The sequence below is a fragment of the Rugamonas sp. GW822-FHT03B10 genome (assembly GCF_058801745.1).
Map to the genome: position 1 here is coordinate 54,543 of NZ_JBXANP010000013.1, position 17,089 is coordinate 71,631.

The following is a 17,089-nucleotide window of genomic DNA, read 5'->3' on the forward strand; positions in this document are numbered from 1 at the left end:
GCTCCGGGAACGGGGTGGTCAGGACAGCGGCTGTCCGATTCTCTTGTGAACTAGGGTTGCCAGGGGCCGGACAGCGCCCGGGGCGGCTGGGCCAGCGACTGGCAGCGCTGGAAGCGGGCGGCGGCGCGGTCGCGCAGGCTGCGCAGCGGCATCAGGCCGTGCGCCAGCATGGCGTCGGCGGCGCGGTCCGACAACCACGTCTCGGCGCACGCCTGCATGTGCGCCTCGCCATCGCGGCGGAAGGTGTGGGCCGGCAGGTCGTCCAGCTCCAGGCGGTCGCCCGGTTCCATGTCCCAGCCCTCGGCGTTGAACGATTGCCCCAGCAGCAGGGCCGCGCCGAACGCGGCGTTCCCCCACAGGTAGTGGTCGTGATCGAGCTGGCCGTCCGCTTCCTCGAAGTTGAAGTGTTCGATGCGGTCCGTCAGCTTGCCGTAGGGCAGGCGCAGCAGCATGCGCGGCAGGGCCAGTCCGAGCCAACCGGCATGGGGACTGGCGCGCAACGCCTGCCAGCGCGCGCCGGCTTCCGGCGCCGGCGCGGGCCAGTCGTCGGGATCGGGCGTGGCGGCCAGCCGTGCGCATCCGAGCACGCTGTCGCGGGCGCCCGCCAGCAACGGCGCGCCGGCCTGGCTGGCCAGTGCGGCCAGCGCCGACAGCGTTTGCACGTCGTCCTCGCCGGCGTCGAAGTGGTAATCGCCGACCAGGACGGACCATGGCGCGCCATCCGGCGACTGGCGCGGCTGCTCCACCAGCAACTGATACAGGGCGCTTCGCTGGAGCTCGGCGCCGGCGGCCCGCAGGTCGGCCGCCAGTTCATCCTTGCCGATATCGACCAGGTACAGTTGCAGTCCGCTGTCGAGTTCGAGCCCCGTCACCAGCAGGTGGACGCCGCGCCAAGCGGCCTCCAGCCGCTGGAACGCGGGCGTGTGCAGCAGGGCGCGCATGCGTTCGCCGATCACACAGTCGGCGGCGGCCAGGTAGCTGGACTGACGGATATCGGTGCCCGGCACGGCGCCCACCAGGGCCTTGACCAGGGCGTCGATATCGCTGTGGCGCGCGGCCGGGCGCACCGTGCCGCCCAGCAGGCTGGCGAAATCGCCGCCGCCCGCTTGCGTGGACGCGGGCGTCGGTGTGGGCGCGGGCGTGGGTGTCGGCGCAGGTGCGGGCGGCGCTTGCATCTGCGCGGCGGCGGCCGCGAAACTGGCGGGGCAGTTGAGGCGCTGGCGCTGGTCGCGCAGGGGTTGGAAGACGTCGGCCTGCAGGTACAACTGGTCGGGATGGAAGTCGTCCAGCCGCTCGAAGCGCAGCGTGGCGGGAACGCCGTCCAGCGTCAGGTCCAGGGCCGGCGCGCAGCGGGCCATCACCTGCTCGAAATTATCGAGGTCGATGCGGTGGATGGGGCGGCGGGCCAGCGGCGTGCCGGGCGCGCGGCCGGAAAAATCGCCCAGCACCAGCATCCGCATGGGGCGCCCGGGCGCGGCCGGTTCCGCGTCCTGGGCGGGCAATTCGAGCTGGAATTCGAAGATCAGCGATCCTGCCATGTCAGCCTCCTGAAGGTCAACGTCCTCGCGTCGTGCGTGCGCCACGCGCGGCCCGGTCATCGTATGCCAGCTTACCCTAAAACCTTTCCTTTCTTACAGTTTTATCGGTCATAATAGACCACACTAGCTAACGCGCAGCAACACTCACAAGCGACGGGAGGATGCGATGCCGAATCAAGTGTCGATGGGAGCGATGATGACCTGCACCTTCGGGGCGGCGCCATCGTCGCTGGTGGTATTGCCGACGAACAAGGTGCTGGCCGAGGGGCCGCCGGCGGCCAACATCATGGACCATATCCCGTTGGTCAACATCATGCCGTTCGGCGTGTGCACGTCGCTCGCCAACCCCACCGTGGCCGCCGCCACGGCCGCCGCGCTGGGCGTGCTCACGCCCATGCCCTGCATCCCCGCCACGGCCGCGCCGTGGGTGCCGGGCGCGCCGACCGTGATGATCGCCAATATGCCGGCGCTCGACAACGTCTCCCAGTGCATGTGCAACTGGGGCGGGGTGATCACATTCAGCAACCCCGGCACCACCAAGACCATGATACCCTGACCCGACGCGATTCTGATCCCGACCTCGACTTCGAACCCGTTCACCAGCCAGAGACGCCGCCATGCCGATCACCCAAGCCAACCGCGAAGTGGATGTGAGCACAGACCTGGGTGCCGACGTGCTGCTGTTCGACCACATGAGCGGCACCGAGCAGCTGGGCCGCCTGTCCGAATACCGGGTGCAGCTGCTCAGCACCCGCGCCGACATCAAGATCGCCGACGTGCTCGGCAAACCGATGGGCGTACACCTGGACCTGCCCAACGGCGGCAAACGCCACTTCGGCGGCGTCGTCACGCGCTTCGCCAGTTGCGGCTGGAAGGGTTCCCTGTGCCGTTACGAGGCCGTGATCCATCCCTGGCTCTGGCTGTTGACGCGCTCCTCCAACTGCCGCATCTTCCAGGACAAGTCCGTGGTCGACATCGTCAAGGCCGTGTGCGGCGACGCGGCCTACGGCGGCGTGGTGGAACTGGACGCCGGCTCGCTCAGCGGCACCTACGATCCGCTGCCGTACTGCGTGCAGTACCGCGAGACGGACTTCCAGTTCGTGTGCCGGCTGCTGGAGACGGCCGGCATCTACTTCTTCTTCTCGCACGAGGAGCGCAAGCACACCATGGTGCTGGCCGATTCCTACGGCGCCCACACGACGATCGCCGGCTACGGCTCGGTCGAGTATTCGGGCGAGGCGGGGCAGCGCATCGTGGACCAGGAGGCCGTGTACGGCTGGGAGGCGGCCGGCACCATCCAGGCCAGCAGCTATGCGCTCAACGATTTCGACTTCGAGAAGACCGCCTCCAGCAACAGCGGCGGATTGCGCGTGAAGTCCACCATCGCGGCCGCGTTCTCGCAGCAGGCTTACGAGATGTACGACTATCCCGGTGGCTACGTGGCGGCCGGCGACGGCACGGCGCTGGCGCGCGGACGCATGGAGGCGCTGCACGGGCAGTGCGAGGAGATCCGCGCCGACACCAATGCGCGCGGCCTGTATCCGGGCGGCCTGTTCGCGCTCAAGGAGCATCCGCGCGGCGACCAGAACCGGGAGTACCTGGTGACGTCGGCCAGCTACGAGCTGGTGGGCGACGACTACGCCACCGGCGGCGGCACGCCGTTCGACATGCAATGCCAGTTCACGGCCATCGGCAAGGAGCACAGCTACCGCGCGCCGCGGCACTACGACAAGCCCGTGGTGCGGGGGCCGCAGACGGCCATGGTGGTGGGCAAGGCGGGCGAGGAGATCTGGACCGACAAGTACGGCCGCGTCAAGCTGCAGTTCCACTGGGACCGCGAAGGCAAGGACGACGAGAACAGTTCTTGCTGGGTGCGCGTGGCGCAGGGCTGGGCCGGCAAGAACTGGGGCGCGATGTTCCTGCCCCGTATCGGCATGGAGGTGATCGTCAGCTTCCTCGAGGGCGACCCGGACCGGCCACTGGTGACGGGCTGCGTCTACAACAGCGACGCCATGCCGCCGTACGCGCTGCCCGCCGACCAGACCAAGTCCACCATCAAGAGCAACAGCTCCAAGGACGGCGGCGGCTACAACGAGATCCGCTTCGAGGACAAGAAGGGCTCGGAGGAGATCTTCATCCAGGCCGAGAAGGACTTCAACCGGGTGGTGAAGAACAACGACACGCTCAAGGTGGGCTTCGAGAAGGCGGACAAGGGCGACCAGACCATCTCCATCAAGAACGACCAGAGCATGGACGTGGGCGGCAACCAGACCGTGAAGATCACCGGGGACCAGAGCCTGGACGTGACGGGCAACCAGACCGAGAAGATCACGGGCGACCAGAAGGTGACGGTGTCCAAGACCATCGTGATCGAAGCCACCACGTCGATCGAACTGAAGGTCGGCGCCAGCAGCATCAAGATCGAACCTGCCAAGATCACCGTCAAGTCGCCCGAGATCATGGTGGAATCGGACGCCAACACCACCATCAAGGCCGGCGCCATGATGCAGATAAAATCGGGCGCCATCATGACCATCGAAGGCGCGCTGGTGAGGATCAACTGAACGAGTCCGACAACCCGATGCCACTGACCCTGCGTATCCAGTCCTACCAGAAGCAAGCGCCGGCGACGCCGGTTGCGCGCAGCTTCGACCGTCTGGGCGGCACCATCGGCCGCGCCGCCGGCAACGACCTGGAATTGCCCGATCCGGGCAAGTACATCTCCCGCAACCACAGCAAGGTCGATTTCGTGGACGGTCATTTCGTGCTGACGGACATGGGCAGCAACCCCACCTGGGTCAACGACGCGCCGGTGGGGCTGGGCAAGAGCGTGCGTCTGCGCCACGGCGACGTGCTGCTGATCGGCGACTACGTGCTGGTGGCCGAGGTGGACGAGGCGCCGGCGCCCGCCATCCCCGTGTTCCAGCCCGAGACTTCGGACGCCTTGCCGTTCCAGGCGCAGCCGGCGGCGTCCGGCGCCGGCGCATCGGGCATGGCCAGCGAGGAATGGATGGATACCCTGGCCGGAGCGCGGATACTGGACGCGACGGGCAGCTTCGATCCGGTTGTCGCGCCGTCGCGGGACGATCCGCTCGGGCTCAACATCCAGCACGGTGGCGGGGGGCGGGGCGCCATCGTGCCCGCGTCGGCGTTCCGGGGCTCGGAAGCGGACCACGTGGCGCCGCAGTTCGTGCCCATGCCGGGCGTGCTGGTGCCCGCACCCCTGCCCGCCGCCGCCGTGGCGCCGGCCGCGCCGCCCGTGGCGCTGATTCCCGATGATTTCGATCCGCTGGCGTCCTTCGTCCCGCCGCGCGTGACGGTGGCGGTGGAGGCGGAAACCGTCTATGCGCCGGCGCCAGCGCCGATGCCGGTGCCGATGCCGATGCCCGCGCCAGCGCCGGTGCCGGTGCCGGCACAGGAAGCGGTGGCCACGCCGGCGCATGGCCAGGCGCCCGTGGCGCCGTTCGCACCTGCCGCACCCGCTGTACCAGCCGCCCCAGCCGCCCCAGCCACCGCAAACGCCGCACCCGCTACACCCGTCGCAGCCGCTGCACCAGCCGCTACTGCCGTCCATGCGGAAGCTGCGACGTCCGCCGCCGCGCCGGATGGCGCGGACCAGCAGGTGCTGCAAGCGCTGCTGCGCGGCCTCGGCGTACCCGACATCACGCCGTCGCGCCCACCGGCCGAGACGGCCGAGCTGGTGGGCGCCATGCTGCGCGAAGCCATGACCGGCACCATGGCGGTGCTGATGGCGCGCGCCCTGACCAAGCGCGAAACCCGGCTGGAAGTGACGGTGCTGGGCGCGCAGGCCAACAATCCGCTCAAATTCTTCCCCGACGCCGAGATGGCGCTGACCCAGATGCTGACCGGCTCCGTGGGCGGCTACATGCCGCCATTGCGGGCCGTCGCCAGCGCGTTCGACGACCTCAAGTCGCACGAGCTGGCCGTGATCGCCGGCATGCGGGCGGCGCTGGCGGGCGTGCTGGCGCGCTTCGATCCGGCTCGCATCGAGGCGGCCATGGAGCCGGGCGGGGTGATGGACAAGATGATGGGCGCCAGCCGCAAGTCCCGCATGTGGGACCGCATGGTGGAGCAGTACGGCGCCATCGCGCGCGAGGCGGACGACGACTTCCAGCGCCTGTTCGGCGACAAGTTCGCCGCCGCGTACGAGGAGCAGATAGCAAGGCTGCAGCACAAGAACTGAACCACCTGAACATTTTGCCGAAGCGAGAAACCATGTCATGGAATCGTAAAGTCATCTGGTCCGAAGGGATGCTGCTGCAGCCGCAGCACCTGCAGCAGCACGACCGTTACCTGCAAACCCAGCTCGAGGCCCGGGTGGCGCGCCTGCGGCCCTATGCCTGGGGCTTCTCCTCGCTGCGCATCGACGAGCAGCAGCTGGCGCTGGGCAAGCTGGCGCTGTTGTCGTGCCACGCCGTGCTGCCGGACGGCACCCCGTTCACGCTGCCGGCCGACGACGACCTGCCGCTGCCGCTCGATATTCCCGAGGATGCGCGCAACGTGATGGTGGTGCTGGCGCTGCCGGTGCGCCGGCCCGGCATCGCCGAGACGGGCGACAGTCCCGCGCCCGACAACTACGCCCGCTACGGCACGGTGGACCACGAGGCGTGGGATAGCAACGGCATCGACAACAGCGCGCTGATGCAGGTGGGCCGGCTGCGCCTGCGGCTGGCGCTGGAGCCGGAGGTGGCCAACGCCTACGCCTGCCTGGGCGTGGCGCGCGTGATCGAGCGGCGGCCGGACAACCGGCTGGTGCTGGACCCCGAGTACTGCCCGCCGTGCCTGGACTTGCGCGTGGCGGCGCGGCTGGGCGCCTTCGCCGACGAGCTGGTGGGCCTGCTGCACCAGCGCGGCGACGCGCTCGGCAACCGCCTGTCGCAGCCCGGCGCGGCCGGCGCGGCGGAGATCGCGGACTTCCTGCTGCTGCAACTGATCAACCGCAGCGAACCGCTGTTCGGCCACCTGGCGACGATGACGGGGCTGCACCCGGAGGAGTTCTTCCGCGAAGCGGTGCAGCTGGCCGGCGAACTGGCCACCTTCAGCCCCGTCAACAAACGCGCGCAGCAGTATCCCGTGTACCGCCACGACCAGCTGCGCGAGAGCTTCCAGCCCGTGATCGACGACCTGCGCGAGGCGCTGTCGATGGTGCTCGACACGCACGCCGTGCCGATCCCGCTGGAGGAGCGCCAGTTCGGCATCCGCGTGGCCGTGCTGCGCGATCCGGAGCTGGTGAAGTCGTCCACCTTCGTGCTGGTGGTGAACGCGCAGGTGCCGCCGGAGACCATCCGTTCCACGTTCCCGCGCCAGGTCAAGATCGGTTCGGTGGAGAAGATCCGCGACCTGGTCAACCTGCAGTTGCCCGGCATCGCGCTGCGGCCGCTGCCGGTGGCGCCGCGCCAGTTGCCGTTCCACGCCGGCTTCACGTATTTCGAGCTGGACCGCAACAGCGAATACTGGCAGCAGTTGTCCACCTCGGCCGGATTCGCCATGCACGTGGCCGGCGATTTCCCGGGCCTGCAGATGGAGTTCTGGGCCATCCGCAAATAACGGGACATGGCCATGGACGATGTGATCGCAGGCGCCGCGCCCGTGACGTTCAGCGCCACGGCCGGCTTCTTCGGCAAGGTGGTGTCGAACGGGGATTTCGTGTCGCGCCGGCTGCCGCCCGCGCTGGTGGGGCTGTGGGATGCCTGGCTACAGGCTGGCCTGCAGGCCAGCCGCGAACGACTGGGCGCGCGCTGGCTCGAGGTCTACCTGACCAGCCCCGTGTGGCGCTTCGCGCTGGCGCCCGGCGCCTGCGATGAGCATGCGTGGGCCGGGGTGCTGATGCCGAGCGTGGACCGGGTGGGGCGCCACTTCCCGTTGACCATCGCGGCGGGCGCGCCCGGCGGGGCAGCGCTGCTGGACTGGCTGGCTGACGGGCAGGACTGGCATGCCCGGGCCGAGGCGCTGGCCTTGTCCACGCTCGACGAGGGATTCGTGCTGGAGCGCTTCGACGCCGCCGTGCAGGCGCTCGCGCCGTTGCCCGACGCGCCGCTGGCCGGTCAGCTGGGCGCCGATCATTGGCGGGTGGAGGCGCCGTTCGAGGCGCTGGCCGCGCTGGGGCCGCGGATCGCGGCCGCCGCGCTGCGCGGTCACAGCCTGTGGTGGACGGAGGGATCGGCCGAGGTGGCGCCGTCGTTGCTGCTGTGCCGGGGGCTGCCCTCAGCGGAGACGTTCGGCGGCATGCTGGCCGGCGCCTGGCCGCCGGCAGTCAGCCCGTGCACTTGACCAGCAGCGCCGTGATGTTGTCGCGGCTGCCGTCGCGCTTGGCCATCTCCACCAGCGCCGCGCAGCAGGCGTCCAGGTTGTCCTCGGTGGCGCCGGCCAGGATGGTCTCGATCTGGCCCGGCGCCGATTCGCCATACAGGCCGTCGCTGCACAGCAGGTAGACGTCGCCCGCCATCATCACCTGCGATTGCAGTTCCGGCACCAGCTCCGGCCCCGGCCCCAGCGCTTGCAGCAGCAGGTTGCGCGGGGGGAGCGGCGTGTGTCCGCCCGCGTCCAGCGCCTGCTGGTACAGCGTCTGGTCGCGCGTGACTTGCACCATGCGGCCCTGGCGATAGCGGTACAGCCGGCTGTCGCCCACGTGGAACACGAACATGGGGCCGTCGGGCGGCAGTTGCCACAGTCCCGTCAAGGTGGTGCCCATGCCGCTGCCGTCGGCGCGGTCGTTGGCCAGGTTGGTCTGGTACATGCGGTCGTTGGCGTATTCCACCGCGTCGTGCAGCGTGATCATGGCCTTCATGGCGGCGTCGGACCAGGTGGCGTCCGGGTCGGCCAGGGCAGGGTCGAACGGGGTGGCGCGGAACAGCGGCACGGTGGTCTCGCTGCCCGGCGGCACGGCCGGCGCATCGCGCGCGGCGCGCACGAAGTTGTAGACCAGGTTGAGCGCGTCGGCGCTGGCGATCTCGCCGCCGTTGTGGCCGCCCATGCCATCGGCCACCATCACTAGGCCCAGGTCGGGCGCGATGAAGAAGTTGTCCTGGTTCGATTCGCGCACGGTGCCGATGTCCGTGAGGCCGAACGCCACGCCGAAGTCGAGCCGGTGCAGCACGGATGGCGATAATTGTTTCCAGTTGTCCAAGGTGTCTCCTGGCCAGAAAAAACGCAACCGCGAAGATGACTTTTCGCCAATGACGAAGTATCCCATGCTAGCATGAGCCATGCATTAGTTCGATGGTATTTCCCCAAAAAAGTGGAGCCGCATGGACCGTAGTGCCGACCGTCCCCAGCACGATGATGCCAATGATGGCGCCGGCGCGGCGTCGCGCGAGGCCGAGCTGGCCCGCCGGGTGGTGGCGCTGGAGGCGGTCGTCACCCTTGAGCGCCGGCTGCGCGAAGTGCATGCGGAGGCGGCCCGCAGCGCCAACAGCCAGCTGGCCGCGCTGCAGGCGCAAGCTGGCGGCGGCGCCGCGCCGCAACCGGCGCCGCGCGACGACGACGCCACGCGGCTGGCGTCGGCCACGCCGGCGGACGACGATGCGACCCGCGTCGCGCCGGTTGCGCCCCTCGTCCCTGTCGTGCCGGCCGATGACGCCACCCGCGTTGCGCCCACCGCGCCCGTGGCGCCGGGCGATGACGCCACCCGCATCGCCTCTGGCGGGGTGGGGGCGCAACCTAGCGTGTCGCTCGCGGCGATGGGCGTCGTCACCGGAGCTAACTACGCCAACAACGCCAACAACGCCAGCAACGCCAGCGGCCCGTCGGCCATACCCACGGCGGTGCCGCGTAGCGTGCTGCCGGCCGCGCCGCCACCGGCCCGCGCCGCGCCGGGCGTGGAGCTGCCGCTGGCGCTCAGCCCCGGCTTCCAGCTGTTCGAGTACCGCATCGACGCGGTGTTGGGACAGGGCGGCTTCGGCATCACTTACCTGGCCACGGACGTCAACCTGAACGCGAAGGTGGCGATCAAGGAGTACCTGCCCGGCGACTACGCGACGCGCGCGTCGGACCATTCGGTGTCGCCGCGCTGGGCCGAGGACAACGACTTCTTTCTGAGCGGACTGGAAAGCTTCCTGGTCGAGGCGCGCACGCTGGCGACCTTCCGGCACCCGAACATTGTGCGCGTGGCGCGCTTCTTCGAGGCCCATCGCACGGCCTACATGGTGCTCGAGTATGAGCGCGGCAAGCCGCTCAAGCAATGGTGGGAGAAGCGCAAGGCGATGCCGGAGCAGCAGTTGTTGTCGCTGCTGCATCCGCTGCTCGACGGGCTGGCGCTGGTGCATGAATCGGGCTATCTGCACCGCGACATCAAGCCCGACAACATCTACGTGCGCAAGGAGGATGGCAGCCTGGTGCTGCTCGACTTCGGGGCCGCGCGGCAGACGGCCGGCGGCCCGCAGGCCATGGCCGACGTGGTCACGCCCGGCTATGCGCCACCGGAACAGTACGAGGGCGGCCCGCAGGGGCCGTGGACCGATATCTACGCGCTGGGCGCGACGCTGTACTGGATGGTCACGGGCAGCAAGCCCGCGCCCGCGCCCGAGCGCCAGCACGGCGTTGCGCTGCACGTGCCGGCGCGCGAGGCGGCGGCGGGCCGCTACAGTGAAGCGTTCCTGCTGGCGATCGACCAGGCGCTGGTGCTGGACCCCGCGCTGCGTCCGCAATCGGTGGCCGAGTTCGCGCACGCGCTGTTCGCGGCCCATGCCGGCAGCCTGGGGTTGCAGGATGCGCTGCGAGTGGGGGAGATGGAGGCACAGCGGCGCCTGTCGACGGGAGTGCGGCGGCTGGGGCGCGCCCTGTGGCGTCCCGCCGCCTGGTCGCTGGGGGTGAAGCTGACGCTGGCGCTGGTGCTGGCCGCGCTGCTGCCGATGACCATCACGGCCTATTACAACTTGCGGGCCAGCGTGGCCACCGTCTCGGCCAGCGAGTTGCGCAACCTGGAGAGCCTGGCCAGGAGCACGGCCGGCCGGGTGGCGCAACTGCTGGCCGACAGCCGCCATCTGGCCGCTTACCTGGCGACGGATCCGGTCTTCATCCACTACCTGCGCGCGCCCACGGCGGCGGGGCGCGACGCCGTGTACGCGCGCCTGCTCAGCGTGGTCAAGTCCAATCCCGACGTGCACCTGATGTTCCTCATGAACGCGGACGGCCAGGCGCTGGTGTCCAGCGAGCCGGGCGTGGCGGGCCTCAATTTCAAGTTCCGGGAGTACTTTCAGCATGCGATGCGCGGCCATCCGTTCATGACGGGCGTGATCGTCGGGTCCACCGAGGGCAAGCCCGGTGTCTACTACGCCAACCCCGTGTTCGATGCGCACCACACGGTGATCGGTGTGGTGGTGTTGCGGATCAAGGGTTCCACCATCACGACCATCCTCGACCAGGTGCGCGCCAAGAGCGCGCGGCTGCCACTGATGATCGATGGCGACGGCGTGCTGGTGCAATATGCCGACGACCGGATGCTGTACCGCAGCCTGATGCCGCTGCCGCGCGACGCGCTGGCGCGCATCGTGGCGGACCAGCGCTTCCGCCGCCAGCGCATCGAGAGCCTGGACATGCCGACGCTGGCGCGTGCCATGGTCGGCGCGCGCACCACAGGCAGCATCCGCTTCCATTCGACGCTGACGAATGTGGACGAATACGCCGGCTACGCGCCCGTGGCCGGGCATGACTGGGTGGTGGGGGTGACGGAGTCGCGCCAGCGTTTCGAGGCGCCGCTGCGGCACCTGTTCGACAATGTGCTCTACAGCGTGGCCGTGGTGGGACTGGTGTTCCTGCTGCTGGCGCTGTGGTTCGCGCGCGGCATCGTGCGGCCGGTGCGGCGGCTGACGGATGCCGCCAATGCGCTCAAGGAAGGCGATTATGAGCGGGCCAACATCCAGGTCACCACCGGCGACGAGATCGGCCAGCTGGCCCGCACCTTCAACGTGATGATCGACGTGCTGCGCCAGCGTGAGCGCGAGCAGCGGCGCGGTGGACTGGGGCGACGGCGGCGATGACGGTCGTCCCTGCACATGCGGGAATCCAGCCGTTGCCTGGAATCCCCCCATGGAACGCCCGCGATCAGGTAGCGCCGGCGTCCTCTGGGCACCCGACTGCGCGGGTGCGACGCATCAGCTCTCGCCGTACATGATGTGCCAGGCCTTGTTGGCGTCCTGTTGACAGCCATAGCCGCGCAGGCCGTCGGCCAGCGCGCGCTGGTGGCCGGCGTGGTCCGACGCCGCCACCTGGCGCGCCGGTTGCCATTCAGTTAGCGGCCGGAGCAGATCACGGGCCATCAGCAACCGTGGCAGGCCGCCATAGACGGTCGCGTAGCCATGCACGGCATAACCTTGCAGCAGCAGGCCGCGCAGGCTGCGCATGTTCTCCGGCGCCACCGTGGCCAGCACCAGTGTGCGTCCCAGCGCCCTGGCCAGGTCGCCACGCGCGTCGATGGCGGCGCGGTGGAGGTTGTGGCCGCGCCACGGTGGCAGCGAGGCGGCGCCGTCCAGCACACAGGCGCGCTGGCGGTCGTCCGGGCACAGCGCCAGCAGGGCGGCCAGATGGTCGACCGTCCCGGACCGCGTGCCCAGCACGCCGTATGCCACCAGCTGGTCCCCCATGAAGCAGCCCAACACGCGGCCCGACATCTCTATGTGCTGCTCAAAATGGTCGAGCCGGTCGGGCCGCACCATGCCGGCCGGGGTGGCCGCGAACACCTCGGCGTGCAGCGCCCAGGCCAGGTGGGCTTCGTCGTGGCGCAACGGGCGCCAGCGGAACGGGCTGTCCTCGTTCATCGCAGCAGCTCCGCGTAGTTGATCACCTTGAGCGGCGGGTAGAGCTGGAGCTGGTCGGCGGCGGCCATGTTGACCAGATAGGAGAAGCGGGCCAGTGTTTCGATCGGGACGGCGGCAGGCGCCACGTGGTGCACGAGGATTTGCGCCGCCTTGTGCGCCGTCAGCCGGCCCACGCTGTCGTAGCCCGACACCAGGCCGAACAGGGCCTTGCCGTCGCGCAGGTAGACTTCCGTGGCGGCGAAGGTGGGCAGGCGTTGCGCCAGCGCGGCGGCCGTCAGGGTCTTGCGGTTGGCGGCGAGGAAGCTGTCCGGGCCGATGTAGAGCAACTGGTTGCCGGCGCGGGCAAGACTGGCCACCAGCTGGGGCAGGGCGGCCGCGTCGGGCTGGCCCTGGACGTCCAGCGGCACGGGCTTTTCCTGCAGCCGCACGTGGCTGGCGGCCGCCAGGGTCCGCCATTCGGCCACATTCTGCACCGAGTTCGGCTCGGCCGGATTGTAGATCACGGCGATCCGCTCGAAACGCCGGTAGGCGCGGATGGCGCTCAGCTGCTGCTGTAACGGCACCACGTGGCAGGCGCCGGTGACGTTGCGTCCCGATGAGGCGAGCGACGTGACGAGCCCCGATCCGAGCGGCGAGGCCACCATGGTGAACACGATGGGGATGTCCGTCACATGCACGGCCGGGTCGATGGCGCCCGCGCGGCCGGCCACGGCCAGCGTGACCGGCGTGCCCCAGGTGTAGATCAGGTCCGCGCGCAGCGCGCGCGCCTCGGCCACCAGTCGCGGCACCTTGCCGACATCCTGGGCCACGTCGCGCATGATCAGTTCCACCGCGATGTCGTTGACGGCGAAGTAGTCGCGGAAGCCCTGTTCGACGGCGCTCTGGCCCCGGTACAGCATCATGTAGATGCGGTACGGGCGCGGACCGGCGCGCACGGCGGGCGCGGCCAGCCAGGCGCACGCGGCGCCGGCGGCGCGCAGCACGGCGCGCCGGGGCAAGGGGCTGGCCGGGGCCAGGTCGAAGCGGCTCATGGCGGACTCGCCGCGCGCGCTGAACGCCGGTGCCGCGCCGGCCACAGCGTGGCCGCGAACAGCAGCGACGACGCCAGCCCCGCCGCGCCCAGTGTCAGCATGGCGCTGGCCGCGCCATGGCGCGCCACCAGCGCGCCCGTGACCACCGGGCCGGCGGCGGCGCCCAGGCGTTCGATCAGGCGGAACACCCCCATCACGGGGCCGCTGCCGCTCTCCAGCGTTTCGTCGCTGGTGGTGCGCGCCACCAGCACCAGCTGCGCGGAGATGCTCATGGCCTGGCCGATGCCCAGCCCCGCGATGCCGAGCATGACCAGTTGGGTGCTGGCGCCGCGCATCACCGGCAGCATGCCCAGCGCCGTCAGCAGGCCGCCGCCCGCGACCATGACGGCGTGGGCGTTGTGGCGGTCGGCCAGGTGGGCGAACAGGGGCGCCAGCAGCAGGCAGCACAGGCCGTAGACCATGGTGTAGCGTCCGATCTCGGACTTGGACAGGCCAAGCCCGGTCAGCAGCAACGGGACCAGGAACACGAGGAAGCCGGTATAGAGGAATTTGGCCGGTATGCCCGACAGCACGGTGAGCGCCACGAAGCGCCGGTTGCGGGCCAGCCTGTGCAACGGGGCGCGCTGGCGGCCCCGGGGCGCGGCGCCGCGGTTGTCGAGCACGGCGCCGGCGATCAAGGCGGCGATCAGCGCGATCGCGGCGCCGAGCGCGAACACGGGCCGGTAGCCGAGCCGGTCGGCCAGGATGCCGCCCACGGCCGGGGCGCAGATCTCGGCCACCATGATGGCGCCCACGAACAGGGCCATGCCACGGCCACGGTTGGCGCTGTCGGTGCTGTCGAACACATAGCCCTGGCAAGCCATGAACATGAGCGCGTAGCCGACGCCGGTGACGCCGCGCGCGCCCAGCAGCACCCAGTATTGCGGCACCAGGGCGGTGCCGGCCAGTCCCGTTATCACCATCATGGCGCCCGCCAGATAGCTGGTGCGCCGGCCCGCGCTGTCGGACCAGCGCCCGGCGGCCGGCATGCTCAGGGCCACCGCGAGCAGGAAGGCGGTGACGGGCAGGCTGGCGCGCAGGCCCTCGGACAGCGCGAGGCCCGGGATGGGCAAGGCGGCCGCGTACACGGGCAGGAAGGGACGCGACAGCATTTCCGCGAACATGAACAGGAAGCTCAGCGCCCGCACCAGCACGATGCGCTGCTGCGTCAGTTCGCTCTCGGCGCCGGCATCGCCGAACGCGTATTCGCGCTGGAACTGGCCCAGCATGGCGGCGCTGGCGTGGGTCTGGCGGGCGCTGGTGGCGAGCGCCGCCAGCTTCTCGTAGCCCTGGTTGACGGCCGCCGCGATCGCGCCAAGACGCACGGCCAGCGGCTCGCTGCCGTCGCGCAGGTGTGAGCGGCGGAAGTCGCCGGCGGCCAGGCGCGTCAACATGGCGGCGATCTGGCGCATGGGCGCCGTGAAATTGAGGGTGACGACGAACCACAACACTTCGAAGGCGATCAGCAGGCTGGCCAGCAGCACGATGCCGATGTCGTAGCGCAGTTCCAGCACGCGCGCGGCCAGGTAGTTGCGGTGCACGCCCACGTGCAGCTGACCGACGATGGCGCCGTGCAGCCGCAGCGGCATCGGCTGGTCGAGGTAGCCGGCAGGCGGGCCGCCGTCGTCGCCGCCGCCGAACAGCGTGACGCCGTCGGTGCCGCTCACGCGCACGTACGCGAGGTCGGGATTCTGGCGCAGCACGTCGGCGAAATAGTCGGGCACGCCCACCAGCTTGGGCAGCGGTATGCCGTAGCCGAGCGCCCGTTCCAGCCGGGCCGCCAGCGACAGGGCGGCCGTGTGGGCCTTGTTGCCCAGTTCCGGCAGCAGCCGTTCCTCGGCGCGCGTCCACGCGTAGTACGACAGGGCCAGCTGCGTGGCCAGCAGCAGCGCCAGCGCGAACGCGAACAGCTGGCGCACCGGGCGCGCCGTCAGGCGCTGGTCCGGCGTCACGGCCGCTCCCCCGTCCGCCTGGCGTCGCTGATGGCGCGCCGGGCCTGTTCCAGTTCGCGCAGCGCCAGGTCGGCGCGGTCGCGCGCGCGGCTGGCCAGCGCGGCCGCCTCCGCGTCGGGATGGGGCGGCGGCGGCTGGTGGTCCAGTGTGGAGGCGATGCTGTCGACGGTGCGCGCGATGCGGCGCATCCACAGCCGGATCGCGGCCAGCGCCAGCAGCGTGCCGATGGCGGCGATCCAGGCGGCGGCGCGGGTCAGCTGGTCCGCGTAGGCGGCCACGGCCAGATCCTCGGCCTGGCGCGCGTAGCGCAGTTCGATGGCGCCCATGGCCACGCCGAGGTTGTTGGACAGCGGGGCGCGCAGCGCGTCGCCGTGGAGCGGGTCGCCGGTGCTGAAGACGGCGGCGCCGTCCGCGTCGAGCACGCGGATGCCGACGATGGCGCCATCCTGGCGCGCCTCCCGTTCGATCGCCGCCTGCGCGTTGCCCAGCCCCTTGACGGGCAGGCCCAGGTCCAGCCCCGTCTCCAGATTGGCGCGCAGGTCGTCGAGGATCAGGTGCAGGCGCGACTGCTCAAGCTCGGTGAGCGTGCGATCGAGCTTGCCGACGCTCAGATAGGCGTTCAGGCCGATGGCCAGCGCCCCGATCAGGATGATGGGCGCGCTGATGGTGACGCTGAGCCGTGACATCGCCATGCCGCACCCGGAAGATGTTCGATATGCAAGAATTGTAGCATCGAAATTCTTCGCCGCGGCGATGCGGCGGGCCGTTGTGGCGGTCCAGCCGCACCAAGCTTGAGGCGCCGCAAGCAGTGTGGCATCTATTCGTAGGCGGGCAGGCGCTTCTGCTCGAGCGGGGTGAAGCCGGCGTCGCGCAGTTGCTGCAGTTCGGCCGCGCTGGGCGGCGTGGCGCGCGCCTGCAACTGGCGGCGCTGCTGCTGGTAGGCCGCGATGCGGCGCTGCCAGTCGGCCTGCTCGCGGTCCAGCTCCGCCAGCCGGTCGGCGGCGGCCGGCGACAGCGTGGCGGCGCGCAGCTGGTAGATCTCGTTGTCGCCCGCGCCCTGCGCGCGGCGCCGCTGCACGTCGTCCTCGAGCCGCAGCACGCGGGTGGGCGCGTCGCGTTGCTCGCGCAGGGCGGCGGGCAGCTTGGCGTCGAGCGCGGCCAGCTTCTGCTGGCGCTGGGCCGGCGTGAGCGTGGTGTCGGCGTTGATCTCCATGCGGGCGATGGCGTCCGTGTCGTAGGCGTCGCTGTCGCCGAACAGGCCGTCGATCTCGTCCTGGCTGAAATAGCGGTGGCGCAGCTGCTGCATGGCCTCCAGCCGCGCGCGCGCGCCGTCGGTCAGGCTGGCCGGTTTGGGCAGGCCGCGCTCCAGGTCCACCAGCGCGGCCTTGTAGTCCAGGTATTGTCCCAGCAGGCGGCGCGCCTTGGCGGCGGCGGCCGGTTTCAGGCGCCGATCGAGCTCGCGCCCGATCTCGGTGCGGATCGCGTCCAGCGAGCGCTCGCCCAGTCCGGCCAGATAGTAGTCGAACAGGTGCGCCAGTTCGGCGTCGATCACCAGTTGGTCGGCGTCGTTCTGGCGCACCTCGCCGTCGGGCGTGGTGCCGTCCATCGAACGCACGAACGCAAAGTAGTTCGGGTCGGAGCGGGCGGCCTGGGCCGGCGCCTGCGGCTGGTGCAGCGTGAGGTACAGGACGGCGGCGACCAGTGCCAGCCCGCCGGCCCGCAACAGCTTTGCGCGTGCGTTCATGGCTGCTCCC

At 70.3% G+C, this 17,089-nt stretch carries 13 protein-coding genes; 6 read left to right on the forward strand and 7 right to left on the reverse strand.

The features are described from left to right. Positions 1 to 50 precede the first annotated feature (50 nt). The gene (locus AC1RQG_RS19635; protein ID WP_493133754.1) at positions 51 to 1,538 is read right to left on the reverse strand and encodes a type VI secretion system contractile sheath domain-containing protein; all 1,488 of its coding nucleotides are present in this window, start codon (positions 1,536 to 1,538) and stop codon (positions 51 to 53) included. A 166-nt stretch (positions 1,539 to 1,704) separates the two neighbouring features. On the opposite strand from AC1RQG_RS19635, the gene AC1RQG_RS19640 reads away from it, so the two are divergent. From AC1RQG_RS19640 to tagF, 5 genes are all read left to right on the forward strand, one after another. Beyond that, positions 1,705 to 2,094 (forward strand): DUF4280 domain-containing protein, encoded by a 390-nt coding sequence (locus AC1RQG_RS19640; protein ID WP_493133756.1) that lies wholly within the window; start codon positions 1,705 to 1,707, stop codon positions 2,092 to 2,094. 61 nt (positions 2,095 to 2,155) lie between these two features. Further along, on the forward strand, positions 2,156 to 4,102 hold the full coding sequence (locus AC1RQG_RS19645; RefSeq protein ID WP_493133758.1) for a type VI secretion system Vgr family protein: 1,947 nt from the start codon (positions 2,156 to 2,158) through the stop codon (positions 4,100 to 4,102). A gap of 17 nt (positions 4,103 to 4,119) precedes the next feature. Continuing rightward, positions 4,120 to 5,742: a type VI secretion system-associated FHA domain protein TagH gene (tagH, locus tag AC1RQG_RS19650; RefSeq protein WP_493133760.1), complete on the forward strand. Its 1,623-nt coding sequence runs from the start codon at positions 4,120 to 4,122 to the stop codon at positions 5,740 to 5,742. A 32-nt stretch (positions 5,743 to 5,774) separates the two neighbouring features. Further along, a complete protein-coding gene (tssK, locus tag AC1RQG_RS19655; RefSeq protein WP_493133762.1) occupies positions 5,775 to 7,106 on the forward strand; it encodes a type VI secretion system baseplate subunit TssK in 1,332 nt (443 codons plus the stop codon). A 12-nt stretch (positions 7,107 to 7,118) separates the two neighbouring features. Further along, positions 7,119 to 7,829: a type VI secretion system-associated protein TagF gene (gene tagF / locus AC1RQG_RS19660; protein ID WP_493133764.1), complete on the forward strand. Its 711-nt coding sequence runs from the start codon at positions 7,119 to 7,121 to the stop codon at positions 7,827 to 7,829. Here tagF and AC1RQG_RS19665 read toward each other — a convergent pair. Further along, positions 7,813 to 8,685 carry a PP2C family protein-serine/threonine phosphatase gene (locus AC1RQG_RS19665; RefSeq protein ID WP_493133766.1) on the reverse strand — a complete coding sequence of 291 codons (873 nt, stop codon included), beginning with the start codon at positions 8,683 to 8,685 and terminating at the stop codon, positions 7,813 to 7,815. The two genes, tagF and AC1RQG_RS19665, sit on opposite strands and share 17 nt — an antisense overlap. Positions 8,686 to 8,806: 121 nt before the next feature. Between AC1RQG_RS19665 and AC1RQG_RS19670 the strand changes: the two genes are divergently transcribed. Further along, entirely contained in the window at positions 8,807 to 11,536 is a 2,730-nt protein-coding gene (locus AC1RQG_RS19670) for a serine/threonine protein kinase (RefSeq protein WP_493133768.1), read from the forward strand. A gap of 114 nt (positions 11,537 to 11,650) precedes the next feature. On the opposite strand, the gene AC1RQG_RS19675 is transcribed toward AC1RQG_RS19670, so the two are convergent. The 5 genes from AC1RQG_RS19675 to AC1RQG_RS19695 all read right to left on the reverse strand — a co-directional run bounded on the left by AC1RQG_RS19675 (position 11,651) and on the right by AC1RQG_RS19695 (position 17,079). Then, complete coding sequence (locus AC1RQG_RS19675) at positions 11,651 to 12,313, reverse strand: hypothetical protein (protein WP_493133770.1); 663 nt, start codon at positions 12,311 to 12,313, stop codon at positions 11,651 to 11,653. Continuing rightward, positions 12,310 to 13,344, reverse strand: a complete 1,035-nt coding sequence (locus AC1RQG_RS19680; protein WP_493133772.1) for an ABC transporter substrate-binding protein — start codon at positions 13,342 to 13,344, stop codon at positions 12,310 to 12,312. The genes AC1RQG_RS19675 and AC1RQG_RS19680 overlap by 4 nt, the downstream gene beginning before the upstream one ends. Next, positions 13,341 to 15,335 carry an MFS transporter gene (locus AC1RQG_RS19685; RefSeq protein ID WP_493133774.1) on the reverse strand — a complete coding sequence of 665 codons (1,995 nt, stop codon included), beginning with the start codon at positions 15,333 to 15,335 and terminating at the stop codon, positions 13,341 to 13,343. Before AC1RQG_RS19685 ends, AC1RQG_RS19680 begins: the two co-directional genes overlap by 4 nt. After that, positions 15,332 to 16,027 (reverse strand): hypothetical protein, encoded by a 696-nt coding sequence (locus AC1RQG_RS19690; RefSeq protein ID WP_493133776.1) that lies wholly within the window; start codon positions 16,025 to 16,027, stop codon positions 15,332 to 15,334. The genes AC1RQG_RS19685 and AC1RQG_RS19690 overlap by 4 nt, the downstream gene beginning before the upstream one ends. 125 nt (positions 16,028 to 16,152) lie before the next feature. After that, positions 16,153 to 17,079: a lipase secretion chaperone gene (locus AC1RQG_RS19695; protein WP_493133778.1), complete on the reverse strand. Its 927-nt coding sequence runs from the start codon at positions 17,077 to 17,079 to the stop codon at positions 16,153 to 16,155. Between the last annotated feature and the right edge of the window lie 10 nt (positions 17,080 to 17,089).